General features: G+C 69.6%; 27 protein-coding genes and 1 pseudogene. 15 read left to right on the forward strand and 13 right to left on the reverse strand.

Going from position 1 to position 24,508, the window contains the following annotated elements; all coding sequences use genetic code 11:
* Window positions 1-10: 10 nt before the first annotated feature.
* Window positions 11-913, reverse strand: a complete 903-nt coding sequence (locus tag AC3ANJ_RS17410; protein WP_488317396.1) for an ROK family protein — start codon at window positions 911-913, stop codon at window positions 11-13.
* A gap of 43 nt (window positions 914-956) precedes the next feature.
* Window positions 957-1,514 carry an orotate phosphoribosyltransferase gene (gene pyrE / locus AC3ANJ_RS17415; protein ID WP_488317397.1) on the reverse strand — a complete coding sequence of 186 codons (558 nt, stop codon included), beginning with the start codon at window positions 1,512-1,514 and terminating at the stop codon, window positions 957-959.
* Window positions 1,515-1,599: 85 nt separating this feature from the next.
* Here pyrE and AC3ANJ_RS17420 point away from each other — a divergent pair, with 85 nt between their 5' ends.
* On the forward strand, window positions 1,600-2,136 hold the full coding sequence (locus AC3ANJ_RS17420) for a YbhB/YbcL family Raf kinase inhibitor-like protein (RefSeq protein ID WP_488317398.1): 537 nt from the start codon (window positions 1,600-1,602) through the stop codon (window positions 2,134-2,136).
* Here the strand turns inward: AC3ANJ_RS17420 and AC3ANJ_RS17425 are convergent.
* The 7 genes from AC3ANJ_RS17425 to AC3ANJ_RS17455 all read right to left on the reverse strand — a co-directional run bounded on the left by AC3ANJ_RS17425 (window position 2,133) and on the right by AC3ANJ_RS17455 (window position 8,552).
* Window positions 2,133-3,359 (reverse strand): AAA family ATPase, encoded by a 1,227-nt coding sequence (locus tag AC3ANJ_RS17425; RefSeq protein WP_406248453.1) that lies wholly within the window; start codon window positions 3,357-3,359, stop codon window positions 2,133-2,135. The genes AC3ANJ_RS17420 and AC3ANJ_RS17425 overlap by 4 nt on opposite strands.
* Window positions 3,360-3,480: 121 nt before the next feature.
* Window positions 3,481-4,341: a MurR/RpiR family transcriptional regulator gene (locus AC3ANJ_RS17430; RefSeq protein ID WP_488317399.1), complete on the reverse strand. Its 861-nt coding sequence runs from the start codon at window positions 4,339-4,341 to the stop codon at window positions 3,481-3,483.
* Window positions 4,322-5,194: a phosphonate ABC transporter, permease protein PhnE gene (gene phnE, locus AC3ANJ_RS17435; protein ID WP_488317400.1), complete on the reverse strand. Its 873-nt coding sequence runs from the start codon at window positions 5,192-5,194 to the stop codon at window positions 4,322-4,324. The genes AC3ANJ_RS17430 and phnE (AC3ANJ_RS17435) overlap by 20 nt, the downstream gene beginning before the upstream one ends.
* Window positions 5,191-6,000 (reverse strand): phosphonate ABC transporter, permease protein PhnE, encoded by an 810-nt coding sequence (phnE, locus tag AC3ANJ_RS17440; RefSeq protein WP_488317401.1) that lies wholly within the window; start codon window positions 5,998-6,000, stop codon window positions 5,191-5,193. Before phnE (AC3ANJ_RS17440) ends, phnE (AC3ANJ_RS17435) begins: the two co-directional genes overlap by 4 nt.
* The gene (gene phnC, locus AC3ANJ_RS17445; RefSeq protein ID WP_488317402.1) at window positions 5,997-6,821 is read right to left on the reverse strand and encodes a phosphonate ABC transporter ATP-binding protein; all 825 of its coding nucleotides are present in this window, start codon (window positions 6,819-6,821) and stop codon (window positions 5,997-5,999) included. The genes phnE (AC3ANJ_RS17440) and phnC overlap by 4 nt, the downstream gene beginning before the upstream one ends.
* A 17-nt stretch (window positions 6,822-6,838) precedes the next feature.
* Window positions 6,839-7,849, reverse strand: coding sequence for a phosphate/phosphite/phosphonate ABC transporter substrate-binding protein (phnD, locus tag AC3ANJ_RS17450; RefSeq protein ID WP_488317403.1), 1,011 nt, complete (start codon window positions 7,847-7,849; stop codon window positions 6,839-6,841).
* On the reverse strand, window positions 7,842-8,552 hold the full coding sequence (locus AC3ANJ_RS17455; protein WP_488317404.1) for an HAD family hydrolase: 711 nt from the start codon (window positions 8,550-8,552) through the stop codon (window positions 7,842-7,844). Before AC3ANJ_RS17455 ends, phnD begins: the two co-directional genes overlap by 8 nt.
* 131 nt (window positions 8,553-8,683) lie before the next feature.
* Here AC3ANJ_RS17455 and AC3ANJ_RS17460 point away from each other — a divergent pair, with 131 nt between their 5' ends.
* The 3 genes from AC3ANJ_RS17460 (at window position 8,684) to AC3ANJ_RS17470 (ending at window position 11,065) form a co-directional block, all read left to right on the forward strand.
* Window positions 8,684-9,316 (forward strand): amino acid deaminase, encoded by a 633-nt coding sequence (locus AC3ANJ_RS17460; RefSeq protein WP_488317405.1) that lies wholly within the window; start codon window positions 8,684-8,686, stop codon window positions 9,314-9,316.
* 97 nt (window positions 9,317-9,413) lie between these two features.
* A complete protein-coding gene (locus AC3ANJ_RS17465) occupies window positions 9,414-10,259 on the forward strand; it encodes an exodeoxyribonuclease III (protein ID WP_488317406.1) in 846 nt (281 codons plus the stop codon).
* Window positions 10,256-11,065 carry a Cof-type HAD-IIB family hydrolase gene (locus AC3ANJ_RS17470; RefSeq protein WP_488317407.1) on the forward strand — a complete coding sequence of 270 codons (810 nt, stop codon included), beginning with the start codon at window positions 10,256-10,258 and terminating at the stop codon, window positions 11,063-11,065. Before AC3ANJ_RS17465 ends, AC3ANJ_RS17470 begins: the two co-directional genes overlap by 4 nt.
* Window positions 11,066-11,072: 7 nt before the next feature.
* Here the strand turns inward: AC3ANJ_RS17470 and AC3ANJ_RS17475 are convergent, their stop codons facing one another.
* Genes AC3ANJ_RS17475 through AC3ANJ_RS17485 form a run of 3 tightly spaced genes read right to left on the reverse strand, consistent with a single transcriptional unit; the run spans window position 11,073 to window position 12,846 of the window.
* Window positions 11,073-11,708, reverse strand: coding sequence for a dihydrofolate reductase family protein (locus tag AC3ANJ_RS17475; RefSeq protein ID WP_488317408.1), 636 nt, complete (start codon window positions 11,706-11,708; stop codon window positions 11,073-11,075).
* On the reverse strand, window positions 11,705-12,400 hold the full coding sequence (locus AC3ANJ_RS17480; protein ID WP_488317409.1) for a winged helix-turn-helix transcriptional regulator: 696 nt from the start codon (window positions 12,398-12,400) through the stop codon (window positions 11,705-11,707). Before AC3ANJ_RS17480 ends, AC3ANJ_RS17475 begins: the two co-directional genes overlap by 4 nt.
* Window positions 12,400-12,846, reverse strand: coding sequence for a VOC family protein (locus AC3ANJ_RS17485; RefSeq protein ID WP_406248430.1), 447 nt, complete (start codon window positions 12,844-12,846; stop codon window positions 12,400-12,402). The genes AC3ANJ_RS17480 and AC3ANJ_RS17485 overlap by 1 nt, the downstream gene beginning before the upstream one ends.
* Window positions 12,847-13,002: 156 nt before the next feature.
* Between AC3ANJ_RS17485 and AC3ANJ_RS17490 the strand changes: the two genes are divergently transcribed.
* The 9 genes and pseudogenes from AC3ANJ_RS17490 (at window position 13,003) to AC3ANJ_RS17530 (ending at window position 21,879) form a co-directional block, all read left to right on the forward strand.
* Window positions 13,003-14,259: a sensor histidine kinase gene (locus AC3ANJ_RS17490; protein WP_488317410.1), complete on the forward strand. Its 1,257-nt coding sequence runs from the start codon at window positions 13,003-13,005 to the stop codon at window positions 14,257-14,259.
* Entirely contained in the window at window positions 14,256-14,909 is a 654-nt protein-coding gene (locus AC3ANJ_RS17495) for a response regulator (RefSeq protein ID WP_488317411.1), read from the forward strand. The genes AC3ANJ_RS17490 and AC3ANJ_RS17495 overlap by 4 nt, the downstream gene beginning before the upstream one ends.
* Entirely contained in the window at window positions 14,906-15,547 is a 642-nt protein-coding gene (locus AC3ANJ_RS17500) for an ABC transporter ATP-binding protein (RefSeq protein ID WP_488317412.1), read from the forward strand. Before AC3ANJ_RS17495 ends, AC3ANJ_RS17500 begins: the two co-directional genes overlap by 4 nt.
* Window positions 15,544-17,043: a hypothetical protein gene (locus AC3ANJ_RS17505; RefSeq protein ID WP_488317413.1), complete on the forward strand. Its 1,500-nt coding sequence runs from the start codon at window positions 15,544-15,546 to the stop codon at window positions 17,041-17,043. The genes AC3ANJ_RS17500 and AC3ANJ_RS17505 overlap by 4 nt, the downstream gene beginning before the upstream one ends.
* A 79-nt stretch (window positions 17,044-17,122) precedes the next feature.
* Complete coding sequence (locus AC3ANJ_RS17510; protein WP_488317414.1) at window positions 17,123-18,295, forward strand: benzoate/H(+) symporter BenE family transporter; 1,173 nt, start codon at window positions 17,123-17,125, stop codon at window positions 18,293-18,295.
* A 75-nt stretch (window positions 18,296-18,370) separates the two neighbouring features.
* Window positions 18,371-19,303 carry an ABC transporter ATP-binding protein gene (locus AC3ANJ_RS17515; RefSeq protein WP_488317415.1) on the forward strand — a complete coding sequence of 311 codons (933 nt, stop codon included), beginning with the start codon at window positions 18,371-18,373 and terminating at the stop codon, window positions 19,301-19,303.
* Window positions 19,300-20,391: an ABC transporter permease gene (locus tag AC3ANJ_RS17520; protein ID WP_488317416.1), complete on the forward strand. Its 1,092-nt coding sequence runs from the start codon at window positions 19,300-19,302 to the stop codon at window positions 20,389-20,391. Before AC3ANJ_RS17515 ends, AC3ANJ_RS17520 begins: the two co-directional genes overlap by 4 nt.
* A 273-nt stretch (window positions 20,392-20,664) precedes the next feature.
* A pseudogene (locus tag AC3ANJ_RS17525) lies at window positions 20,665-21,180 on the forward strand (Pr6Pr family membrane protein).
* A 111-nt stretch (window positions 21,181-21,291) separates the two neighbouring features.
* The gene (locus tag AC3ANJ_RS17530) at window positions 21,292-21,879 is read left to right on the forward strand and encodes a nitroreductase family protein (RefSeq protein WP_488317417.1); all 588 of its coding nucleotides are present in this window, start codon (window positions 21,292-21,294) and stop codon (window positions 21,877-21,879) included.
* Here the strand turns inward: AC3ANJ_RS17530 and AC3ANJ_RS17535 are convergent.
* Complete coding sequence (locus tag AC3ANJ_RS17535) at window positions 21,869-22,456, reverse strand: TetR/AcrR family transcriptional regulator (protein ID WP_488317418.1); 588 nt, start codon at window positions 22,454-22,456, stop codon at window positions 21,869-21,871. The genes AC3ANJ_RS17530 and AC3ANJ_RS17535 overlap by 11 nt on opposite strands.
* A gap of 106 nt (window positions 22,457-22,562) precedes the next feature.
* On the opposite strand from AC3ANJ_RS17535, the gene AC3ANJ_RS17540 reads away from it, so the two are divergent.
* On the forward strand, window positions 22,563-23,747 hold the full coding sequence (locus AC3ANJ_RS17540) for a thiolase family protein (RefSeq protein WP_488317419.1): 1,185 nt from the start codon (window positions 22,563-22,565) through the stop codon (window positions 23,745-23,747).
* Window positions 23,747-24,487, forward strand: coding sequence for an enoyl-CoA hydratase/isomerase family protein (locus AC3ANJ_RS17545; protein ID WP_488317420.1), 741 nt, complete (start codon window positions 23,747-23,749; stop codon window positions 24,485-24,487). Before AC3ANJ_RS17540 ends, AC3ANJ_RS17545 begins: the two co-directional genes overlap by 1 nt.
* Window positions 24,488-24,508: the final 21 nt, after the last annotated feature.

Genomic DNA, 24,508 nt, shown 5'->3' on the forward strand with positions numbered 1-24,508 from the left:
CGCGCGCTGACTACCGCAGGACGAACGCGGCAGCGCCGATCAGCGGACCCTCGTCGCCGAGTCCCGAACGCACGACACGCGTGCGTCGGGAGTACTCGTGCGCGGCACTCGCGGTGAGTGCGGTCTGGACGAGATCGATGTAGTCGTCGGAGACCCGCGAGAAGCCGCCGCCGATGGCCACGGTGTCGAGGTCGACCAGCGTCGCCGCATCCGCGAGCGACTCTCCGACGGCCTTCGCCGAGCGCTCGATCGCGGCCCGCGCGGTGGCGTCGCCGGCCGCGGCATCCCTGGCGAGGTCCTCGCCCGTCGCGCCGGCCCAGCCCTGCGTCTGCGCCCAGGCTGCGCTCGCTGGCCCTGATGCGATCTCCTCGAGAGTCAGCCCGCCCTCACGGCGGACCTGTCCGAGGTGTCCGGCGTTGCCGGTGGCACCGGCAATGTACGCGCCGTTGACGACGAAGCCGCCGCCGACGCCGGTCGAGACGACGATCGACAGGGACGCATGCGCGTCGCGCGTGGCCCCCAGCCAGGACTCGGCGAGCGCGAGCGCACCGCCGTCGTGTCCGAAGACCGTCGGAACGTCGCGACCCAGAATCGACGACGCCGCGGTGCGGACGGCGTCTGCGAGTCCGTATCCGCGTGCCTGCGGCATGTTGACGGGGAGGATCTGCCCGGTGCTGCGGTCGACCGGTCCGGCGCTGCCGATGCCGGCGCCGGCGAGTTCGGCATCCGCCGGGAGCACGGACAGCGCGTGTTGGACGATCGCGGCGACCGCGGCATCCAGACTCGCGGTCGTCGCGGAGCGCCCTGTCGCCTGGCGGCTGCGGCTCCCCTCAACGAGCACGCCGTCGTCGGCCACGAGCGCGGCCTCCATCTTGGTGCCGCCGACGTCGACGGCCAGCGCGTAGCGGGTCACTGGACTCCCTTTCCGCGCAGGGTCTGCGCGCTCGGACCGAGGGTCACTGCGGGTCGAGCCCGAGGTCGTCGAGATCGAAGGCGGCACGCCACTCGAGACCGGCTGCTTCGATCGCGGCGTGCGCTCCGGTCTTGCGGTCGACGATCACGGCGACGGCGACGACCTCGGCGCCCTCACGGCGGAGGGCTTCGACGGCCTTGAGCGCGGACTGACCGGTGGTCGAGGTGTCCTCGAGGACGACCACGCGCTTGCCCGTGATGTCCGCGCCCTCGATCTGGCGGCCGCGGCCGTGGTCCTTGGGCTCCTTGCGGACGACGAAGGCGTCCAGTGGGCGTTCCGTCCCGACGGACGCGTGCATGACGGAGTTCGCGATCGGGTCGGCGCCGAGCGTCAGGCCGCCGACGGCGACGACGTCGAGGTCGCCGATCAGGTCGAGCATGATGCGCCCGATGGCCGGGGCGGCGCGGTGGTCGAGGGTCAGCTTGCGCATGTCGACGTAGTACGTCGCCTGCTTGCCGCTGGAGAGGGTGAAGTCGCCGTGGAACACCGCCTCATCCGTGATGAGGGCGAGCAGGGACTGGCGATCTGCGTCGAGGGTCACGGCATCCAGTGTAGGGCGCGGGCCCTGGCCGTGACGGCGCGTGTCGCCTATCGTGGCGTGGGAAGCGACGGATGCCGGAGGTCTCATGTTCTCGTTCGATCCCTATGCCGAACTCGCCGAACTGCGCCCTGTGGCGCCGCTGGAACTGACCAGCCCTGATTTCACGCCGGGCGGTCCGTTGCCGGTGTTCGTCTGGTCGGCGTCGCGCGGCGGCGAGGACCGAGCGCCGACGCTCGAGTGGTCGCAGCCGCCGGCCGGAACCCGGAGTCTCGCGATCAGCTGCTTCGATCCGGACGCGCCGACCGGATCGGGCTTCTGGCATTGGGCCGCATTCGATCTCCCCGGTGGCACCATGTCGCTCCCCGGCGGGGATGGCACAGCCGCGTCGCTGCCGGGTTCGGCGCGCGTGCTGCCGAACGAGCAGCGTACCGAGCGCTTCATCGGCGCGGCACCGCCAGCCGGCACCGGAGTGCACCGCTACTTCTTCGTCGTCGACGCCCTGGACGTCGAGACGCTCGACATTCCCGCCGGTTCGACGCCCGCGGTCCTGGGCTTCAATCGGCACTTCCACACCCTCGCGCGCGGCGTACTCGTCGGCACGGCGGATCCTGCGGAGCGCTAGTCGCTGGCCTTCTTTCGCGGCCGCTTCTGCACTTCAGGCACCTCAAGTTTGGGCACCGCGCGCAGCATGAACTTGTCGAAGTCAGGCACAGTGAACGCGGCATATCCGTGCTCTGGCGTGTACAGCAACCCCATGTCGATCAGTTCAGCTCGTGTGGGTCCGAGTTGAGTCGACTCGCGGCCCATCACCCGTGCGACTTCAGACGCCTTCTGTGCTTCTGGCCCGAGGTCCGCCATCGCCCGCATATAGGCGGTTTGAAGGGGGGTGGCGCGGTCTAGACGGACGCGGAAGAACGAGCTGTCGAGTTTGGCTTCGTAACCTTCTCTGGCGATCAGCACGTCTTCGCGAGTAATGGGAGATTGCTCCGCGATTTCCCATACCTGGTAGCCGAGCTCTTGCAGGAAGTAGGGGTATCCACGCGTGATATCGACAGCTAGATCGACAGCATCCGCCTCGAACACCACTCCTTCGGCGGCGGCGGGCTCGATCAGAGCCTTTTGCGCATCTTCCCCACTGAGCGAGTCGATCTTCGGGAACTGGAAGAGGCGCTCGGCGTACGATTTCGCATCGCCGGCCAGTTCCGCGATCTGTGGAAGTCCGGCCCCCACAAACGTTATCGGCAGCTTCCGTTGCACGGTCTTGTGCACTGCCTGGATCAGTGCTTCCAGTTGCCTGGCGCTGAGAAACTGCACTTCGTCGATGAGGATGGCAATGCCACGCTCCCGCTCTTGTGCGATCTCGCCGAGGGCAACCAGCACATCGGTGAGATCAAGCCCGAGATCGCCGTGATCAGCGAACCCTTCTTCTGCTTCCACATCCCACGCGAGCGACCACGTCCCCTGCTGGTCGACGGAGACAGCGAAGGACGTGACGACTGCGGCCGCGCGCCGGGCACGATCGGTCCACTTCGCGCGCGGCGACAGCCTGAGCAGGGCTGCCTTCAGGAGCGAGGCCATGGTCTGTCGGAAGCGAGTGTCATCATGCTTACGCGCTTCGATCTCGAGCACTTCCCAGTGTTCCGTGCGCGCGATGTCGCCGAACTCGTTGAGCAGCACTGTCTTGCCGACGCCACGCAACCCGGTGATGATCATCGACTGATGCGTCTTGCCGCGCGCGAGTCGTCGAAGCAGGATCTCGAAGGCCTTCGTCTGCTCCTCCCTCCCGACGATGATGTCAGGAGACGCTCCAGCGTTCGGTGTGTACGGGTTCAGGATGCTGTCCACGCTGCGCCTCTGTTTGTTTTGTTACTCGGATTATGCCACTTTATGTCATTCGGATAAAGCTTCCAAACGTCAGAAAATGCCGCGTTGGTCACCCGCGACATCCCGAGCCCGAGGCTGAGCGCTACTCCGAGAGCGAGTGGCCGAGCACCGACAGCGTCGCGATCTGCGCCGCCGTCGCGCTCGCACCTCGCCTGCTCACCAGCAACCCGACGACCGACTCCGTGACGAGCATCAGTGCGGCGCGCGAGGTGTACAGCAGTTCGTCGCGAAACGAGTCGTTGATCGGCGCGACGACGAGAGCGACATCGGCGATCTCAGCGACCGGCGAACGAGGGAACGAGGTGATCGCGAGGACGCGGGCGCCGCTCGCCCGTGCGGCGGTCATCACGTCGATGGAGGCGCGATTGACCCCCGATCCTGACACCACCAGGCAGGCGGAGCCTGCACCGAGCTGCGACGCCGTGATCTGCTGGCCGAGCGTGTCCGCGACGTACTCGGCCGGACGGCCGGCCGAGGTCAGCCGCATCGCGAGGTCGGCTCCGACCGGTGCCGACAGGCCGTTCGCCGCGACGAGCAGCCGCGTCGAACTGTCGAGCTCGCCGACGAAGGCCGCCAGGGTCTCCTCTGTGACGGCCGAGACCGTGTGCGCCAACCGGGAGGAGAAGCGGTCGACCGCGCCGCGCAGCGCTCCGAGCATCGTGCCGTCTGCGGTGTCGTCCTGCGTCGGTGCGGAACTCGCGCGTTCGCGGGCGAGCGCGACCCGCAGCTGCGGATAGCCGTCGTAGCCGAGAGTCTGGGCGGTGCGGACCACGGTCGTGCGGCCGACGCCGACGGCATCCGCGATCTCCTGCGCCGTCCGCTCGATCGAGACGTCCACGTCGACCGCGATCGCCTCGGCCACACGGCGCTCGCTGGGCTGCATCGACGGCGCCAGCATCGCGATGCGCGCCGTCGGCGGCGCGTCAGCGGGTCCCTGCCACATCCGTGCGCTCCTTCTTCGGTTCCGCGATCGCCTTCGCCCGTGGTCCGCGCATGATCCGCCGCCGGATCGCACCGGAAACCGCATCCATGAGCATGGTCGCCAGAACGACCACGATCAACAGCATCCCGACCGTATCCCACTCGCGGAAGTTCGTGTAGTTCGCGAGCATGCTGCCGATTCCGCCGGCGCCGACCAGCCCGAGGACCGCCGACGTGCGGATGTTGATCTCGAATCGGTAGAGCGCGAACGACAGCAGTGTCGGTGCGGCGGCGGGCCAGAGCGCCCACCTCGTCACCTCCGCCGTACTGCCGCCCGCGGCCCTGACGGCCTCGGATGCGCCCTCCTGAACGGACTCGACGGTCTCATAGACCCATTTGGCCTGCGTGCCGATGCCGGCGATCGCCAACGCCAGTGCCCCGGTGAACGGGGTGAGGCCGGTGACGGTGAGCAGCAGCAGCGCGATGATGACCTCCGGCACAGCGCGGATCACGGCGAACACACCCCGCAGGGGCAGGCGCACCCACACCGGCCCGACGTTGTTCGCGGCGAGCATGCCGAGCGGGATCGACACGATGACGCACCCGATCGCGCCGATCCACGCCATCGAGATCGAGCGCCACGTCTCGAACAGCGCCTGCGGCAGCTTCTCCCAGTTGGGGTCCGCGAACATGAGCGTGAGATAGTGCGCGATCTGCCCCGGCAGGGAGCCGAGGTCGCTCCACGGAATCGGCAGCCCGGCCGCCGCGGCGAGCACGACAGCGCCGACGATGACGGCGACCACGGTCGGGACGAGGCGGGACGGATGCCGGGGCAGATCGAGTCCGATACCGCGCGCGGTTGTCGAAAGCGTCATACCAGTCGCCTCCGCAGGAAGTTCGAGAACACTTCGATGAGCACCACGACGACGAGGATCTCCAGCACGATCACCGCGACGTCGTCGTACGCGTAGAACGCGCGCCGTTCGTCGAGGAGCCGGCCGATGCCGCCGGCGCCGACGATGCCGAGGATCGCCGAGATGCGGACGTTGAGTTCGAGCGTGTACAGCCACTGGTTGGCGAACAGCGGCCAGGTCTGCGGCAGGACCACGCTGCGATTGATCTGCGTCTGCCCACCGCCGGTGGCGCGTCCCGCCTCGATGACGGGCAGGTCGGTGGAGTCGATCGCCTCCGACACGAGCTTGACGATGATCCCGATGTCGAAGAGGAACAGCGTGATGAGCCCTGGTAGCGCGCCGACGCCGACCATCGCGACGAGGACGGTCGCGTAGACGAGGTCGGGAACAGAGCGGATGACGTTGATCACGGTCCGCACCGCGATGCGAGTCGGGGTGTTCGGGTTGGTCGGAGCGGCCGCCCACAGCGTCAGCGGGACCGAGATCACCGCGGCGAGCGCAGCGCCGACCACCGCCATCTGGAGGGTCTCGAGCATCGGCCCGAAGGTCCGAGGCAGGAACGAGAAGTCCGGTTGCAGGAACTGGGCGAGCAGCGCGGATCCGTTGTCCCAGTTGCGGATGAGCGCGCCGAAGTCCAGGTCGATGCCGCCGATCGCGGGGATGCAGGTGGCGATCGTGAACGCGGCGAACGCCAGGACGACGAGGCCGGTGCGCACCCTGGACGTCGGCTTGGGCGGGACCTCGAGGGGTCGGGCTCCGGTCGTCATGCGCCGAGCACATCCCTCGGCTGGATGGGGCGGCCGTAGATCTGCTCGAAGTCGTGATCTGCGGCATCCGCAGCGGGTCCGTCGTAGACGACTTCGCCGGCGCGCAGGCCGATCATGCGCGTCGTGTACTGGCGCGCCAGATCCATCAGGTGGATGTTGACGAGCACCGTGAGGTGCTCTTCGACGTTGACGCGGCGCAGGTCGTGCATGACAGCGTGAGCCGTCGGCGGGTCGAGACTGGCGACGGGTTCGTCGGCGAGCATGACGCTGGGCTGCTGCGTCAGCGCCCGAGCGATCGCGACGCGCTGCTTCTGGCCGCCCGAGAGCTGACCTGCACGGTTCCAGACCTTCTCGAGCATGCCGACGGAGTCGAGTGCGCGCAGGGCGAGCTCGCGATCCTGCGCCGTGGTCAACCCGAGCACGGTCCGCCAGGTCGGGGCGTGCGCGAAGCGGCCGACGAGCACATTGCGGTACACATCGGCGCGGTCGGCGAGGTTGAATCCCTGGAAGATCATGCCGATGTGCCCGCGCGTCTCGCGGAGCCGGCGCCCGCGCATGCCCGTCACGGTGTGCGGGCCGACCGTGACCGTCCCGCTCGTCGCGGGCACGAGGCCGTTGATCGTGCGGATGAGCGTGGACTTGCCCGACCCGGAGAGGCCGACGACGGAGACCATCTCGCCGGCCGCGATGTCGAGCGATACGCCGCTGAGGGCGCGGGTGCCGTTGGGGTAGGTGACCGAGACGTCGTCGAGACGGATCGACCACGACGCGGAGGCCTGGGGCAGAGCCCCGGCCTCCGCGCGCTGCGGATCAGTGTGCATGTTTCCCGGTTCGCGTGTCAGTTGGAGAACTCGGCCAGGATCTCGCCGTAGCGGGTGATCTCGTCCTCGGCGGTCTCGCTGGTCCAGTCGGAGAGACCGACGAGGTCGAACATCACGGATGCCGCCTCTTCGGACGAGTCCGCGTAGCCGTCGAGCAGTTCGGTGAGCTCGGCGACGAGGTCGTCGGGAAGCGTCGTGGTGACCGCGACGCCGCCGTTGGGGATCATCTCGGTGTAGGCGAAGGCGACGACCTTATCCGCGATGTCCGGGGCTTCCTCGGTGACGGTCGTGCGAGCGTCCCAGTACGCGAAGCTGACCTCGGCGTCGCCGTTGTAGACCGCGAGCACCGCGTTGTTGTTGCCTTCGACCGGCACCTGGGTGATCCCGGCATCCGTGTCCACGCCCTCTTCGCGCATCGCGACGACGGGGTACTGGTAGCCGGCCGGCGACGTGGCGGCCTGCAGGGCGACCTTGGTGCCGTCTGTGATCTCGCCGAGCGCCTCGACGCCGGCGGGGCCGGAGCCGGTCGCGTCTGCTGCGGCCTCTTCGATGCCGTTGCAGTACGACAGCTGGATGTCGCTGGCGGCGTACGTCGACAGGACGGGCTCGTCCTCGCAGTACTTGTCGGGGTTGTTCGTGTACGCCACCGAGGCGTACGACGTGGCGCCGAAGCGGACGTCGCGGAGGATCAGCTCGGCGTCGTAGCGCTCCGTGGCGTTGTACAGGGATCCGGCGTCGGTGATGATGACCTGCGCCTGGTCGGTGCCGAGAGCCTCGACGGTGGCGGCGTAATCCGAGGCGACGACGCCCTTGACCTCGATGTCGAGGTTCTCGGACAGGTAGGCGGTGAGCGGGTCGAGGGCCTGGGCGAGGTCTTCGCCCTCGACCGACGGCACCAGCGACAGGGTGATGGAGGACGGCCATTCGGTCGCCTCGCCTGCCGTCTCTTCGGCTGCGCTGCTGCTGCAGCCGGCGAGCGCCAGAACGGCGACGGCGGCGATGCCCGTGGTGAGCAAGGACTTACGCATTCGGATCGTGCCTTTCGGTGAGGGTGGTGCTGCGGGGGGTACTGGATACCGCAGTCGCGGCCCAGGCTTCGATATCGCCGTACAGGTCGGCGATCGTCCGGCCGCGCATCGTCACGGCTGCCGGGGCGCGTTCGGCAGTGGCACCGACAAGCGCCGTCGCGGCGCCCAGCTCGGCCGCTGGGGCGAGGTCGAACTCGAAGATGTCGCCCACCGAGAGGACGGGTCCTTCGGCGATCGCCGCCCGGATGATCGGGATGAGCCCTGCCGGCTTTCCGACCGTGAAGTGCAGGTCGTCGAACAGCTCAGTGACGCCCCACCCGTCCAGGACGGGACGGATGCCGGCACCCGGCGCATTGGTCGCCAGGACGACGCTGACGTGCGGGTGGATCCGGTTCAGGAAGTCGGAGAGTCCGGCCGGCGGCGCGATCGCGGCGTGCTCGGAGCCCAGCAGCGCCCGCGACGACTGGTAGGCGGCCTCGAGCGCATCGGCAGTGACACCCTGCTCGGCGGCGAGCGTGCTGATCACGTCGTACCCGTCGCGCGCGTCGGTCTCGCCGCGTTCGAACGCGGCGAGGTCGGCCATCGCGCGGTCCGCGAACGTCGGGTCGTCGACGGAGGTCGCGACGGCGCGGGCGAAGGCCTCGAGCGGTCCGGCGCCGAGCGCGATGGTGCCGTCGAAGTCGAGGACGAGAGTGAGAGTCACGGTTCTCCTGGTCAGGATCGGGACGATGCGTCCATACTTGCATTCGTCTTTGGACATTACGACCATCTTGCGTGAACAGCGCGTGAACTCCGATTCCGGCTCGGTCGGTCCAGCCGGTTACGCTCGTCGTCGTGATCGATCGATGGGATGCCGCGGCCGCCGCGCACGATGCTTCGGACGTGCTGTCGATGTTCGACTGGCTCGGTCCGGCGATCGATGCGGATGCCGCGGCCGACCGCTTCGCGCGCTGGGGTCGATCAACGATCGTGGACGAGAACGTCGGAGCGCCGGTGCTGTCGCAGCCGATGTTCGAGGCGCTGCACGATCGTGCGGGTCTGGATTCCGCGTGGCCGGTCGGCAACGCCGGCCTGCTGCACGTGTACGGCTACCTGCTCTCGACCATCCCCACGCCGTACGGCCTGAAACGCGACCGCTGGCTCGACGGAGAGCTCGCCGTCGCGTGCGCGCTCTCCCCCGACGCCTTCATCCCCTGGACCGGCGACCGCACGCTCCTCGACCGCGTCACGGAAGCAGCCGAGACGCTGATCGCCGCCGCCCCGGTGCGCCGCCAGCACCTCGCCGACGCGGATGCCGTCGTCGCGATCGCCGATCGACGCCCGCGCCCGTCCGCTCTCGCCTACGCCATCGACGCCCCCGCACGCGGACGCCACCTGATCACGATGTTCCCCATCGCGGACCCCGCCCCTCTGCTCGCCGACCTCGATGCCGCCCCTCCGCGCCTCCGCTGGAACGCGGTCCTCTGACCGCTGCCCAGCAATACACGCGTTTCGACTCGGTCGGCTCCGCCGTCCTCACCCAACGAGCGCGTACTGTGTCCGCCCCTCCCCGTAGGCTGGACCCATGCGCTTGGCCACCTGGAACATCAACTCCATTCGCACCCGCGTCACCCGCGCCGTCGAGTTCGCCGTCCGTGAGGACATCGACGTCCTGGCCTTCCAGGAGATCAAGTGCAAGCCGGAGCAGTTCCCGTATGAGCCGTTCGAGGCTGCGGGCTATCACGTCGAGGTCCACGGCTTCAATCAGTGGAACGGCGTGGCCATCGCCAGCCGCCTCCCCATCACCGACGTACGGACCTCGTTCGCCGGGATGCCGGGGTTCGCCAAGGGTCATGAGGGCCCTGATGCCCCACTCGAGGCACGCGCTCTCGGCGTGATGGTCGACGGCGTGCGGGTGTGGAGCCTGTACGTCCCGAACGGCCGCAGCCTGGACGACCCGCACTACGTCTACAAACTGCACTGGCTGGAGCAGCTGAAGAACGCCACAGCAGCCGAGCTGGCTGCGAACCCGGATCTGCCGCTCGCGCTGGTCGGCGACTTCAACATCATCCCGTTCGACACCGACAACGGCGACCCGGCGATCGTCGAGGGCGTCTCCACGCACGTCTCGCCCCCCGAGCGCCAGGCGTTCTTCGCCCTCGCAGACGCCGGCGTCACCGATGTGGTCCGCCCGCTCATCCCCGAGGGCTATACCTACTGGGATTACCAGCGCCTGAAGTTCCCGCGCAACGAGGGCATCCGCATCGACTTCATCCTCGGATCGCGCGCGCTGGCGGATGCCGTGACCGGAGCATCCATCCATCGCGAGGAGCGCAAGGGCGCGCAGCCCAGCGACCACGTTCCCGTGGTGGTGGATCTCGCCTTCGGCGCGGTCGAGGAGGACGAAGACCTCCCGATGATCTTCGCGTGATCCGCCTCATCGCGACGGACCTCGACGGCACGCTGCTGAACGCCGCCCAACAGGTCTCGCCGCGTACGCGCGCCGCTCTGGATGCCGCACGAGCACGCGGCATCCGCGTGGTGCCCGTGACCGCGCGCCAGCCGATCGGGCTGCAGCAGGTCGCCGCCGGCGCCGGTTTCGACGATTGGGCCCTGTGCGGCAACGGCGCGTACGGCGTCCATCTCGCCACCGGCGAGCACCTGTTCGCTCAGGAGATCCCGTCCGCCGTGCAGCAGGAGCTGGCCGAGGCGCTGGGCCGGGTCATCCCGGATCTCGTCTTCGCGAGCGTGCGCGATGTCGGTGAGAGCTTCGTCGCTCAGCACGGCTACGCGGAGCTCGCCCAGCTCAGCGATCACAAGCGGGATCCGGCGACCATGGGCGGGGTGCCGCTGGCCGATGTGCTGGCGGCTCCCAGCCTCAAGCTGGTCATCCGGCATCCATCCGTTCCGATTCCGGAGATCTTCGCCGCCCTGCAGGAGCTCGGCCTCACCGGCTTCGAGGCGACGCTGTCCGGCGCCCCGTTCGTCGAGGTGATGGCCGAGGGCGTGACGAAGGCGACCGGTCTCGCCCAGCTGTGCACGCACGTCGGGATCGACCGCACCGAAGTCGTCGCGTTCGGGGACGCCCTCAACGACCTCGAGATGCTGCACTGGGCCGGCCGCGGCGTCGCGATGCCCGACGCCGAGCCCGCCGTTCAGGATGCCGCGGACGAGGTCGCCCCGGCATCGAACGACGACCACGGCGTCGCTCTCGTTCTCGAGCGCCTCCTGGCCTGATCGCGCGCTACGACCCCATCGTCCCCGTCTGCACCTCTCCCGGCGCCGGCGCGTAACGCAGCAGCAGCGTGCCTCCATCGCCCGCGGACGCGCTGAGCAGCGTCATGTTCGACGGGACGGCACCGTCGGGGAACACCTTCTTGCCCTGCCCGAGCACCACCGGGTAGACCCACAGCTGCAGCTCGTCATACAGCTTCTCGGCGAGCAGCGTCTGCGCGAGATCGATGCTCCCGATCACGTGCACGTCGCGGTGCCGCGACCGCAGCTCGGCGATCTCGGAGGCCAGATCGTCGCCGACCCGCGTCGACCCCTGCCACGACAGCTCGATGCCGGCATCCCGCGAGGCGACGTACTTCGGCACCCGATCGAACAGCTGCCCGATCCAGCCTTCCTCGCCGGTGGTGTGCTGCGGCCAGTAGCCGGCGAAGATGTCGTACGTCCGGCGTCCGAGCAGCAGGGCGTCGAGGGTCTCCATGCCTTCGGCGACGCTGCGCCCGACGGCTTCGCTCGGCAGCGGCGCCTGCCACCCGCCGAAGGGGAAGGCACCGGATTCGTCCTCCTCAGGGCCGCCTGGTGCCTGCGCGACGCCGTCCAGCGTGGTGAAGAGGTCGATGATGATGCGTCCGGATTCTGAATCGCTCATGTCATGCTCCCTTGCGTGATCAGCGGTGCGATGTGGAATGTCGACGCGAATGCGTCCAGTGCGCTCTCGTCGCCGCGCACCACCGCGACGAGATCCTGCGCGATCGCCTCAGCCGGTGTCACATCGCCGGCGATCAGGCGTCGGATGCCGGGGCCGGCGACGATCACGGCATCCGGCTCTCCGGTCGGAAGTCGGCCGCCGACAGGAGGCGCCGGCGGCGCGAGCTGCGTGACCGCGAGCTCGCCGTCGACCACGACGACCCGCAGCACGATGTCGCCGAGGTGCAGCTCGATGTCGGCGTCCGCAGCGGCAGTCGACTGGAACGAGGTCCGCAGCGCCATCGTGAGCGAGTCGGGGGTGACGACGTCACCCGGTTCCGGATCGCCCATCGCCTGGAATCCCCACCGGCCGAGAGCCAGCAGGATCGGCTCGAGCGCACGCCCGTACGGCGTCAGCTCGTAGACCAGCCCGCAGTTCATCAGCGGAACGCGTCGCACGACCCCGCCCTCCTGCAGCTCTTTGAGCCGCGTGGAGAGGATGTTGGTCGGGATCCGAGGAAGACCCTGCTTGAGATCGGTGTAGCGGCGAGGACCGACGATCAGATCGCGGACGATGAGCATCGCCCATCGCTCCCCGATCAGCTCGACGGCCGTCGTGATGCCGCAGTACTGGCCGTAGCTCCGGGCGGCCATCAGGCCGACTCGGCGCCCTGCTCCGCCATGAACGCCTCGGGTCCCTGCTCGGCGGCGGCCGGGTCCATGTAGAGGAACTCGATGCCGTTGCCGTCAGGGTCCTCGAGGTCGCGCGAGTACATGAAGCCGTAGTCCTTGGCCTCGTTCGGCTCGGTGCCTCCAGCGGCGAGACCGGCGGCGAGCACGGCATCCACGTCCTCGCGCGAGTCACGACTCAGCGCGATCAGCACCTGTGCGCCCTCGCGGGGGTCGACGATGGGCTTCTCGGTGAATGTGCCGAAGTACTCGCGCGTGAGAACCATGAAGTAGACGTCGTCGCTCCACACGATGCAGGCGGCGTTCTCGTCGGTGAACAGCGGATTGATGTCGCAGCCCAGTGCCGTGTAGAACGCCTTGCTGCGCTCGAGGTCGGCGGTGGGCAGGTTGACGAAGATCTTCGTGGACATGCTGACTCCCTTGTGAGATTCCGGTCGTGCAAGCTCGGTTGGCGAGCCTGTCGAAAACAAGCTTGCAAAAAACAACCAAGCTTGTCAATAGCAAGTTGAGACGGATCCGTCGCAGGGCGGATGCCGCGGCATCCGCTTTTCCGTAGCGTGGTGCACATGCCCGCATCGACCCGCCCGATCACGCCGCAGCAGCGCCGGTACGACCTCCTTCTGGCGGCGGTCGTCTTCGTCTCAGGCGTGGTCAGCGCCGTGCTCTCATCGATCTCCGAGATCTACGGCGACGAGCAGGCGCCGCTTCCGTTCGCTGTGCCGTATCTCGTCGTCCTCGCCGCTCCGCTCGCCTTCCGCCGTGTGTGGCCCGCACAGGTGGCGCTCGTCGTCTCCGCCGCGTACTTCGTCGCCGTGACCTTCCGCATCCCCGAGCTGTACGCCGGTAACATCGCGATGTTCATCGCGCTGTACACGGTCGGTGCCTGGATGACGAACCGGCGGGCGGCGACGATCGTGCGCTCGGCGATCATCGCCGGCATGTTCCTGTGGCTCATCATCACCATGTACCGCGACGCGATCGACACCGCCGACGAAGCCGATGTCATCGCCGGCGCGATGTCCCCGTACATCGCGTTCATGCTGCTGCAGTTGCTGGTGAACGTGCTCTACTTCGGCGGCGCATACTACTTCGGCGAGCGCGCATGGAAAGCCGCGACGCAGCGGGCCGCCCTCGAACAGCGCACCGCAGACCTCGAGCGCGAGCGCGAGGTCACCGCCGCGCAAGCCGTCGCGCTGGATCGGGTGCGCATCGCGCGCGAACTGCACGACGTGGTCGCGCACCACGTCTCCGTGATGGGCGTGCAGGCCGGCGCCGCCCGGGTCGTGATCGACGCGGACCCTGGCGAGGCGAAGCGCCTGCTGTCGGGGATCGAAGCCTCGGCACGGGATGCCATCGGCGAGCTGCGGAACCTGCTCGAGACGCTGCGCTCCTCGAACGAGGAGTCCGCGGACACGGCCTCGACGCTGGACGTGGACGACATCGCCGAGCTGGTCGCGGCGGCGACGGAAGCCGGCATCCCGACCACCTACGACATCGTCGGCGAGCCGCGCCCCGTGCCGCCCATGATCGCCGTGAATCTCTACCGCATCGCCCAGGAGTCGCTGACGAACGCGCGCCGTCACGCGGGAGCGGGCGCCACCGCCGACGTCCGGCTGCGGTACACGGACGCCGCCGTCGAACTCGAGGTCGTCAACACAGGGCGGCACGTGCTCATCACGCGGGCGGGGCTCGGCCAGCTCGGCATGCGCGAGCGCGCCGCGGCCTCGGGCGGAACGATCGAGTCCGGACCGCGGGAGCGCGGCGGTTGGCGGGTCCGTGCGACGGTGCCGCTGGTGGCGTCGCTCGCCGGAGCGCCGGCATGAGCGGCGGGATACGCGTCCTCCTCGTGGACGATCACGCCATGCTGCGCGCCGGCTTCCGGACGATCCTCGACGCCCAGCCCGACATCACCGTCGTGGGCGAGGCGTCGACGGGTGCGGAGGCGGTGGCCGCGGCATCCGCTCTCGATCCGGGTGTCATCTGCATGGACGTCCAGATGCCGGACATGGACGGCATCGAAGCGACCCGTCGGATCGTCGCCGACCCGGATTCGCACGCCGCGATCGCGATCGTCACGACGTTCGATCGCGACGACTACCTGTTCTCCGCTCTGGATGCCGGGGCGAGCGGGTTTCTGCTGAAGAACGCCGGCCCGGAGGACCTCGTCGCGGCGGTGCGGGCGCTGGCCGCAGGCGACGGGATGCTGGCGCCGGAGGTGACGCGGCGTGTGCTGCGGCGGTTCGGGCGCGAGGATCTCGCAGCCCCGACCCTGGTGCCGGCCGAGCCGTTCACCGACCGCGAAGCAGAGGTGCTGGCGCTGATGGCCGAGGCGCTCAGCAACGCCGAGATCGGCGCGCGGCTGTACATCGGCGAGGCGACGGTGAAGACGCACGTCTCGCGGATCCTGCAGAAGCTCGGGGCGCGGGACCGCGTGCAGGCGGTCGTGCTCGCGCTGCGGGGAGGCCTGGCGTGACGGCCGGGGCGCTCACCGCGAACGCGATCGGCGTGACGATCGACGGGCAGGTGCTGCTCCCGACGACATCCGCGACGATCACTGCAGGGAGCGCGCTGGCGATCCGGGGTCCCAACGGTGCGGGCAAGACGACGCTGCTGCGGGTGCTCGCCGGCCTCACACCCCCGTCGACGGGAGAGGTGCGATGGGAGGGCGAGCCGCTGCGGATCCGGCGCGCCGGGCACCGTGCGGCCGTGGCGGCGATGGTCGGGATGCCCCCGCTGGCCCGAGACCTCACGCTCGTCGAGCAGCTGCGCTTCGTCCGAGCGACCTGGGGCGACTCGGCCGCCGACGGCGAACGAGCGGCCCGCGACGGACTGGCGGAGTTGGACATCTCCGCGCTCGCGATGCGCTACCCCACCGAGCTCTCCTCCGGTCAGCTGCAGCTGTTCTCGCTCGCACTCGCGTTCGCCCGGCCCTGCCGAGTGCTGCTGCTGGATGAACCGGAGCAGCGGCTGGATGCGCATCGCCGCGGTCTCGTGGCCGAGGCGCTGCGTCGGCGCATGGCCGCCGGGGTCGCGATCGGACTCGCGACGCACAGCGGGAAGCTCGTGCGATCGATCGGCGCGGAGGTCCTGACCGTCGGCGACGCATCGTGACGGACGGCGCCTCCGAACACGCCAGGCTCGCCGCCGCGCGCACGGTCCGGCGCGAGCGCGCAGGACGACCGACACGGGCCGACGCCGCGTACCTCGTCTACGTCGGAATCCTGGTCGCCGCCATCGCGGGCGTACCTGTCGTCCGCACGATCGTGCTGGCGCTGGCGACGCCCGAGGCGGTCGAGGCGCTGACCCGCCCGGAGGCTCCCCGCATCGTCGGGATCGTCAGCGGACTGCTCTGGGTCGGCGCTCTGACGCTGGGCCGGGTGCGCGGGCCGATCGCGCCGCCGCCGTTCGATGCATCCGTCCTCGGCCGATCGGACATCTCGCCGGTTCGCGCCTGGGCGCGCAGCCTGATCAGAGCGGCGGTGGGCATGGTGCTGATCGGTGCGGGCATCGCGATGCTCGCGGTCAGCGGCCTGCTCGCAAACGCCATCGCGGTCGATCGAGGCATCGCGTTCGCCGTGGGCTGCGCCCTGTGCTCGCTCGCAGCGGTCGCCCTCTGGCTGGCCGCCCAGGTGCTCGATCGGCGAGGCGCCGGAATGCTCGCCGTCGTTCTGGGCGCCCACCTCGTCGCCGCCTCGGCCGGGGTGCCGGCGATTCCGGCATCCGCCCTCGCCTCCCTCTGGGACGGATCGGGCGGGCTCGCACCACTTCTCGTGCTCGGAATCACGGCCGTCGCCGGCCTCGTGGTCCTGCCGATGCTGCTCGCCCGGCTGCGCCCCGAGACCGTCGAGACGCACGCGATCCGGTGGGAGGCCATATCGGTGCTCGCGGCCACGGGCGATCTGGCGGGGGCTGCGGATCGGACGCGGCCTCTTCCCGCGTTCGGGCGGCGGTTGCACATCGCCCTGCGTCGCCCCCTGCTTCTCGCCGTGCTTCAGCGCGACGTCGTCGGTTCGGTGCGCACCCCCCTGCGACTCGGGGTCGCGCTCGTGACGCTCGGCCTTTCGGGGGCGGGATGGGCGTGGCTGTCCGGATTCGACAGCGGTCCGCGCTGGGTGGCGGCGATCGGCATCGGCGTGGTCGCGTTCCTCGCTCTCGGCGCATTGATGGATGGAAGCCGCGAGGCCGCCGATGCGGCCGGACGACCGGCGCTGCATGGCCTCCCTCCCGGACGCATGCTCCTGCTGCACCTGGTGTGGCCCCTGCTCTGCGCCGTCCTCGTTCCGGCGCTCGTCGCCCTCGCTGCAGGGGTCGACGTCGCAGCCGCGGTGGCGGTCTTCGGTGCGACGATCGTCGGGGTACGCGCGTACGACACGACGAAGGGACCGCTGCCGATCGAGTTGATGATGCCGGTGCCGACACCGGCCGGCGACGCGTCGGCCATCGGGATCTGGCTGTGGCAGTCGGATGCCGTCCTGTGGACGGCAGCGCTGTCCTTCGGCGCGCTGGCGGCGATGTCCGCCGGCCCGCCGGCTCTTCTCTGGTCGATACCGATCCTGATCGTGCTGGCCGCGTTGACAGTCGGGAGGCTGCGGCGCGCGGCGACGTAGGCGCCCGAATCCCCCGTCGGTTCCGGTGAACGGCTCCGTGCGGACGAATGCCGCCGCAGCCCGCGATAGCCTCGCATCCATGACCGAAACCGCCGTCTCGATCTCGCGACCCGTCACGGCGGGCATCGTCACGGCACTCGTCGGGTTCACGAGCTCGTTCGCCGTCGTGCTCACCGGGCTCAGCGCGGTCGGGGCCTCCTCCGCTCAGGCGGCGAGCGGTCTGCTCGCCCTCTGCCTCACGATGGGGATCGCCTGCGTCGTGCTCGCCTGGCGGTACCGGATGCCGATCACCGCCGCATGGTCGACACCCGGTGCCGCGCTGCTCGCCGCCACGGGTGCGGTCGAGGGCGGATGGCCGGCCGCGGTCGGCGCGTTCCTCGTCGTCGCGGCGCTCATCGTCCTCGCGGGACTGTGGCCGGGCTTCGGGCGTCTGATCGCGCGGATCCCGGCATCCATCGCGCAGGCCATGCTGGCCGGCGTCCTACTGCCGCTGTGCCTGGCGCCGATCACCGGGATCGCCGAGAACCCGTGGGGAGTCCTGCCGGTCGTGCTCACCTGGCTCGTGTTCGCCCGGCTCGCGCCGCGGTGGGCGGTGCCGCTCGCGTTCGTGGCTGCGGCCGTCGTCGTGGCGATCGACCTGTTCCGCACCGGCGCCGCCGTCGATCCCGCACTGCTCCTCCCGCGCCTCGGGTTCACCGCCCCCACGTTCACCGTCGGGGCGCTCGTCGGCGTCGCGCTGCCGCTGTTCGTCGTGACGATGGCGTCGCAGAACGTCCCAGGCGTCGCCATCATGCGCAGTTACGGATACGACGTCCCGTGGCGCCCGGCGATGTTCGTCACCGGCGTCGGCACCGCGGTCGGCGTGACCGCCGGCGGTCACGCCATCAACCTCGCGGCGATCAGCGCGGCGCTGGCCGCCGCGCCCGAGGCCGACCCGAATCCCGCCAGGCGCTGGGTGGCCGGGGTCTCGACCGGGGTGTCGTATCTCGTCCTCGGCGGCTTCTCGGCGGCGTTCGCCGCGCTGGTGCTGCTGGCTCCGGCCGCGGTGATCCCGGCCGTCGCCGGCCTCGCGCTGTTCGCCGCGTTCGGCTCGGCCGTGCAGCAGGCGGTCGCCGAACCCGCCGAGCGGATGCCAGCCGTCGTCACGTTCCTCATCGCGGCATCCGGCCTGTCGCTCGGCGGGATCAGCGCCGCGTTCTGGGCGCTCATCGCCGGACTGATCGTGCGCGCGGTCCTGACCGCTCGCCGCTGAGCCCCGTCGGACGGGGGACGCGCTGTCCTCCCCAGGGGGGATGCCGCGGCATCCGCTTCTTCATAGCGTGGGAGCATGAGCACAGGAACCCTGCAGCTGACAGGAATCACCAAGAGCTTCGGCGAGCGCCGCGTGCTCGACGACATCACCTTTCCGGTGGCCAGCGGCCACCTGACGGGATTCGTCGGCGGGAACGGCGCGGGCAAGACCACCACGATGCGGATCGTGCTGGGCCTGCTCACCTCCGACGGCGGATCGGTCACGCTCGGCGGAGCCGCGCTGACCCCTGAGATGCGCCGCAACTTCGGGTACATGCCGGAGGAGCGCGGCCTGTACCCCAAGATGAAGGTGCTCGAGCAGGTCGCCTACTTCGCACGCCTGCACGGCTTCACCAAGACGGATGCCGTGGCCCGATCGACCGCGCTGCTGGAGGAGCTCGGGCTCGGCGAACGGCTGAACGACAACATCGAGGCGCTGTCCCTCGGCAACCAGCAGCGCGCGCAGATCGCGGCATCCCTGGTCCACGACCCTGATGTGCTGATCCTCGACGAGCCGTTCTCGGGCCTGGACCCGCTCGCGGTCGACACCGTCGCCGGCGTCCTGCAGGAGCGAGCGGCGCGTGGCGTCTCTGTCCTGTTCTCGTCGCACCAGCTGGACGTCGTCGAGAGGCTCTGCGACGACGTCGTCATCATCGCCGGCGGGGTGATCCGCGCCTCCGGACCGCGCGACGAGCTGCGCCGACAGTACGCGGCCCCGCGCTGGGAGCTGGAGACCACGGGCGACGCCGGCTGGCTGCGGGACGAGCCGGGTGTCACGGTCGTCGACTTCGACGGCGGCAGCGCGGTGTTCGACGTCGACGCGCCGGACACCGCGCAGCGCGTCCTGCGCCGCGCGCTCGACGGCGGCGACGTCGGCCGCTTCGCACCGCAGCAGCCGACGCTCGCCCAGATCTTCAAGGAAGTCATCCAGCCCGCACCGGCTCACGAACTCGAGGAGGTCGTCCGATGACCGCGCACCCCACCCTGTCGCCCACGCAGGGCATCTGGCTGGTCGCCGAGCGGGAGCTCTCGACCCGGCTGCGCAGCAAGGCGTTCCTCATCTCCACCGGCATCCTGCTCATCGTGGCGCTCGCCGGCGTCATCTGGATGGGAATCGCCTCGAACACGACGAGTTCGACGCCGATCGCCGCGACGAGCGAGGCCGCCGCGCTCCTGCCCGAGGGCGACGCGTTCGAGGTCACCGAGGTCGCCGACCGAGAGGCCGCGACGGCGCTGGTGGAATCCGGTGACGTGGATGCCGCGGTCATCGCCGACTCGAGCGCACCGACCGGCGTGATCATCATCGCGAACCAGTCCCCTCCGGATGCCCTGGTGAGCGCGTTCTCGATCGCGCCGACCGTGGAGCTTCTGGATCCGAACGCACCGACCTTCGGCATGCGATACCTGCTCGGCATGGTCTTCGGGATCGTGTTCATGATGGCCGCGCTGAGCTTCGGCTCTCCCATCGCGACGAGCGTCGTGGAGGAGAAGCAGACGAGGATCATCGAGATCCTGCTGTCGGCGATCCCCGCCCGCGTGCTGCTGGCCGGCAAGGTGATCGGCAACACGCTGCTCGCGATCACGCAGATCCTGCTGCTCGTCGTGGTCGCGGCGATCGGCCTGATCGTGACCGGCCAGACCGAGCTGCTGCAGGGATTCGGCGCACCGCTGATCTGGTTCGCGGTGTTCTTCCTGTTCGGGTTCGTGCTGATCGCGACGATGTTCGCGGCGGCCGGATCCCTGGTCTCCCGCCAGGAGGACGTCGGCTCGGTCTACACGCCGATGATGATCCTGGTGATGGCGCCGTTCTACCTCGTGCTGTTCCTCGGCGAGAACCCGACGGTCATGACGATCCTGTCGTACGTGCCGTTCTCGGCGCCGGTCGCGATGCCGATCCGGCTGTTCTTCGGCGAAGCCGCGTGGTGGGAGCCGCTCGTCGCTCTCGCTCTGCTCGTCGCGACCTGTGCGCTGGTCGTGCTGCTCTCGGCGAAGATCTACGAGAACTCGCTGCTGAAGATGGGCGCGCGGGTCAAGCTCAGCGAGGCGTTGCGCGCCTGAGCTCCGGCGGTACGGCCCACTACCCTGGGCCGTACCGCCGACCTCCGCGAAAGGCTCCGACCCGTGACGACCGCCGCAGTGCGCACCGACCGCCGATCTCTCCTCCACAGGGGCGCGATCGATCTTCGACCGCTGGCGCTCGGGTACCGCGCCGTGGCGCTCATGCTGATCCTCACCGGGCTCGTGCGCGTCACGGGGATTTTCAGCGACACTCCGTCGTGGAGCAGCCTGCTGTTTTACACGATCATGAGCAACATCTTCTGCGCGGTGTGGATGGTGCTGCTGATCATCCGGACGATCCAGGATCTGCGGCGAGACGGGACGCGGGGCACATCGACGCCGTCGGCACGGTTCAGCGGCGCGGTGATGGAGGCGATCACGGTCACCATGCTGGTGTATCTCTTCGTGCTCGTTCCGGCCGCCTTCAGTCAGCCGGGCACCTACGAGCCGTTCACGCTCACCGACAACCTGATCCACATCATCACGCCGTGCCTGCTCATCGCCGACTGGCTGCTGTTCGTGCGCAAGGGCGCCTTCCGCTGGATCGATCCGCTGCTGTGGGCGCTCATCCCCTAGGCCTATCTGGTGTTCGCGTTCACCTTCAGTGCGCTGGGCGGCGAGTTCGGCCCCGGCAAGAAGTACCCCTACCCCTTCATGAACGTCGACACGCTGGGACTCGGCGGCGTCGCGACGCAGATCCTCATCCTCACCATCGCCCTCGTCGCCGTGGGTTATGTGTACGTCGGCCTGGACCGGCTGCTCGAGTGGACGTTCCGCGCGAAGGACTGATGCCCTGTTTCGTTCCGTGACCTTCGGAATATGCATTCAGTTGCATGCGTTTAGACTGGCGTAGGCGCGGACGACGGAGTCGGCACGAAACCCCACTCCGAAAGGTCATCCATGTCCACTCCTGTCCTCGATCGCACCGCCGAGACGACCGTCCCCGTCCTCGACATCCTCGCCGAGCGCTGGAGCCCTCGGGCCTTCGACAACGCCACCCCGATCGACGAGGACAAGCTCGCGTCGGCACTCGAGGCAGCACGCTGGACCCCCTCCGCCAACAACACCCAGCCGTGGCGCTTCATCGTCGCCCGTCGTGGATCCGAGCTGCACGCGCAGATCCACGCCGGACTGATCGGCTTCAACCAGATCTGGGCCGGAAACGCGGCCGTCCCGATCGTCGCCCTCGCCGAGACGACGGATGCCGAGGGCAACGCCATCAGCCACGCGCAGTACGACCTGGGCCAGGCCGTCGCACACCTGTCGGTCCAGGCGCACGCCGACGGCCTCGTCGTGCATCAGATGAGCGGCTTCGAGCCGGAGGCGCTGAAGCAGCTCCCCGGTGTCGAGGCGCGCTTCGTGCCGACGACGGTGATCGCCCTCGGCGAGTTCGGCGACGTCGAGTCGCTTCCCGAGGTCCTGCAGGAGCGCGAGGTCGCGCCGCGTGTGCGCCGCGCTCTGAACGAGACGGTGCTCGTCAGCGCCTGAGGCCGTCGAGGGCGACGCGCAGCACGTCATCCGCGAGCTCCGCGGCGCCCTCCGGACCGGTCGGTCGGTACCACTCGACGATCGAGTTGACCATGCCGAACAGCAGACGCGTGGCGAGCGACGCGTCGACGTCGGCACGGACGCTGCCCTCCTCCTGAGCGGCCCTGACGAGGGCGGTCACTTCGCGATCGAACACTCGCCGTCGTTCGAGCGCACGCCGCTCGACATCGCTGTTGCCCCGGACCCGCAGGAGCAGCGTGACGTAGGGCAGCTTCTCGACGAGCACGCCGACCGCGCCGCGCAGCACGTATTCGAGCTTCGCGCGCGCGGTTGCGCCCTGCGCCGACGCGAGGACGCCCTCGAGACCGCCGAGCGCTTCCTCCAGCGCCACTTCGAGCAGCTGCTGCTTGGATGCGTAGTGGTGGTACAGCGCCGACTTCGACAGGCCGAGCCGGTCGGCGAGCGCCGCGACCGATGTGGCGTCGTATCCGTGCGCGATGAACTCCTGCACGGCGACGTCGAGGACCTGCCCCTGGTCGTAGCCGGGGCGCCCGCGGCGCGCTGGAGTATCGGACACGGATCCCAGTCTGGCACCGATTGCTCCCGGCTCATCTCCCTGCCATACTGAATTCCTGACCGATCGGTTGGTAATTACGCATCGAGGACGATGTCAGGGAGCGCTGATGCCTGAGGCCTACCTCGTCGGCGGCGTCCGGACGCCGATCGGCCGCTACGGCGGTTCCCTCGCCGGCATCCGCCCCGACGATCTCGCCGCCCTGGTCGTCTCGGCAGCGGTCGAACGCGCGGGGATCCCGGCATCCGATATCGACGAGGTCGTCCTCGGCGCCGCCAACCAGGCCGGCGAGGACAACCGCAACGTCGCGCGCATGGCCGTGCTGCTGGCCGGGCTTCCGGATGCTGTGCCGGCCGTCACCGTGAACCGACTGTGCGCTTCGGGGATATCGGCCATCACGATGGCCGCGCAGGCGATCCGCGCGGGAGACGCCGACCTCGTCGTCGCGGGCGGCGTCGAGTCGATGACCCGCGCGCCGTGGGTGCAGGCCAAGCCCGCCCGTGCATGGGCGAAGCCGGGTGAGGCGTTCGACACGTCGATCGGCTGGCGCTTCACCAACCCCCGGCTCGCCGCCCGCGACAAGGCGACGTTCACGATGCCGGAGACGGCCGAAGAGGTCGCCCGCCTCGACGGAATCAGCCGAGCGGATGCCGATGCGTTCGCCCTGCGCAGCCACCGTCGCGCGGTCGCCGCGATCGATGCGGGGCGGTTCGTATCCGAGATCGTCGCGGTGCCGACCGTCGGCGGTGCTGTCTCGGTGGATGAGGCTCCGCGTCGCGACACCACGACCGACGCGCTGGCGGCGCTGCGGCCGGTCGTCGCGGGCGGCTCGGTCGTCACGGCGGGCAACGCCAGCGGGCTCAACGATGGGGCTTCGGCGATCGTCGTCGCGAGCGCAGCCGCCGTCGAGCGGTACGGTCTGACACCGAGAGCGCGGGTCGTCTCGGCATCCGCCGCGGGCGTCGCGCCGGAGGTCATGGGACTCGGTCCCGTTCCGGCCACCCGGAAGGCGCTCGCCCGCGCAGGACTCACGATCGACGATCTCGACGCGATCGAACTCAACGAGGCCTTCGCCGCGCAGGCACTCGCGGTCATGCGGCGCCTCGGCATCGAGGATGACCGCGTGAACGCCGACGGCGGCGCGATCGCGCTCGGCCATCCGCTCGGCGCGAGCGGATGCCGCATCGTCGTGACGCTGCTCGGCCGGATGGAACGGGAGAACGCCGCCCGGGGCCTCGCGACCATGTGCGTCGGCGTCGGACAGGGCACGGCCATGATCCTGGAGCGGGTGTGATGGACGAACCGGTCCTCATCGAGCGGCGCGACGATCGCGTGATCGCCACGCTCCACCGGCCCGACAAGCGCAACGCGATCAACCTGGCGATGGTGGAGGCGCTGCATGACGTGTGCACCGAGCTCGAGGTTCGCCCCCGCATCCTGATCCTCACCGGCGCGGGAGGCGTGTTCGCCGCCGGCGCCGACATCGCCCAGTTGCGCGCACGGCGGGCGGACGACGCCCGGAAGAACATCAACGCCGCGCTCTTCGTCCGCATCCACGAGCTGCCGATGCCGGTCATCGCCGCACTCGACGGCTACGCGCTCGGCGGCGGCGCCGAACTCGCGTATGCCGCGGACATCCGGATCGCGGCACCGTCGCTGCGCATCGGAAACCCCGAGGTGGGCCTCGGCATCCTCGCCGCCGCAGGGGCGACGTGGCGACTGCCGGCACTGGTCGGCGAAGCTCTGGCCGCCGAGATGCTGTTCACCGGCCGCGCCCTGACGGCCGACGAGGCACTGGCCGCCGGCCTGATCACTGGCATCCACGCGGCGGACGCCCTGATGGACGCGGCGCACGCGATCGCCGATCGGATCGGCACCAACGATCCCCTCGCGATCCGCCACACCAAGACCGCGCTGCGCGCGCCTCGCGCCGACCACCCGCGGATCGACTCCGAGCTGCAGGCCGAGCTGTTCGAGAGCCCGGAGAAGATGCGTCGGATGACCGAGTTCCTCGCCCAGAGGCGGCGTCCGTGAGGGTCGGTGTGCTGGGCGGTG

Source organism: Microbacterium sp. STRO-1N (assembly GCF_057748015.1).

Excerpts from the sequence above, each read along its gene's own strand:
- AC3ANJ_RS17490 (WP_488317410.1), top strand. The coding sequence starts at position 13,003 with ATGCCCGCATCGACCCGCCCGATCACGCCGCAGCAGCGCCGGTACGAC.
- phnE (WP_488317401.1), bottom strand. The coding sequence starts at position 6,000 with ATGACGACCGGAGCCCGACCCCTCGAGGTCCCGCCCAAGCCGACGTCC.
- AC3ANJ_RS17430 (WP_488317399.1), bottom strand. The coding sequence starts at position 4,341 with ATGTGGCAGGGACCCGCTGACGCGCCGCCGACGGCGCGCATCGCGATG.
- AC3ANJ_RS17480 (WP_488317409.1), bottom strand. The coding sequence starts at position 12,400 with ATGGCCGCCCGGAGCTACGGCCAGTACTGCGGCATCACGACGGCCGTC.
- AC3ANJ_RS17420 (WP_488317398.1), top strand. The coding sequence starts at position 1,600 with ATGTTCTCGTTCGATCCCTATGCCGAACTCGCCGAACTGCGCCCTGTG.
- AC3ANJ_RS17485 (WP_406248430.1), bottom strand. The coding sequence starts at position 12,846 with ATGTCCACGAAGATCTTCGTCAACCTGCCCACCGCCGACCTCGAGCGC.
- AC3ANJ_RS17515 (WP_488317415.1), top strand. The coding sequence starts at position 18,371 with ATGAGCACAGGAACCCTGCAGCTGACAGGAATCACCAAGAGCTTCGGC.
- AC3ANJ_RS17520 (WP_488317416.1), top strand. The coding sequence starts at position 19,300 with ATGACCGCGCACCCCACCCTGTCGCCCACGCAGGGCATCTGGCTGGTC.
- AC3ANJ_RS17475 (WP_488317408.1), bottom strand. The coding sequence starts at position 11,708 with ATGAGCGATTCAGAATCCGGACGCATCATCATCGACCTCTTCACCACG.
- AC3ANJ_RS17465 (WP_488317406.1), top strand. The coding sequence starts at position 9,414 with ATGCGCTTGGCCACCTGGAACATCAACTCCATTCGCACCCGCGTCACC.
- AC3ANJ_RS17540 (WP_488317419.1), top strand. The coding sequence starts at position 22,563 with ATGCCTGAGGCCTACCTCGTCGGCGGCGTCCGGACGCCGATCGGCCGC.
- AC3ANJ_RS17545 (WP_488317420.1), top strand. The coding sequence starts at position 23,747 with ATGGACGAACCGGTCCTCATCGAGCGGCGCGACGATCGCGTGATCGCC.
- phnC (WP_488317402.1), bottom strand. The coding sequence starts at position 6,821 with ATGCACACTGATCCGCAGCGCGCGGAGGCCGGGGCTCTGCCCCAGGCC.
- phnE (WP_488317400.1), bottom strand. The coding sequence starts at position 5,194 with ATGACGCTTTCGACAACCGCGCGCGGTATCGGACTCGATCTGCCCCGG.
- phnD (WP_488317403.1), bottom strand. The coding sequence starts at position 7,849 with ATGCGTAAGTCCTTGCTCACCACGGGCATCGCCGCCGTCGCCGTTCTG.
- AC3ANJ_RS17510 (WP_488317414.1), top strand. The coding sequence starts at position 17,123 with ATGACCGAAACCGCCGTCTCGATCTCGCGACCCGTCACGGCGGGCATC.
- AC3ANJ_RS17530 (WP_488317417.1), top strand. The coding sequence starts at position 21,292 with ATGTCCACTCCTGTCCTCGATCGCACCGCCGAGACGACCGTCCCCGTC.
- AC3ANJ_RS17495 (WP_488317411.1), top strand. The coding sequence starts at position 14,256 with ATGAGCGGCGGGATACGCGTCCTCCTCGTGGACGATCACGCCATGCTG.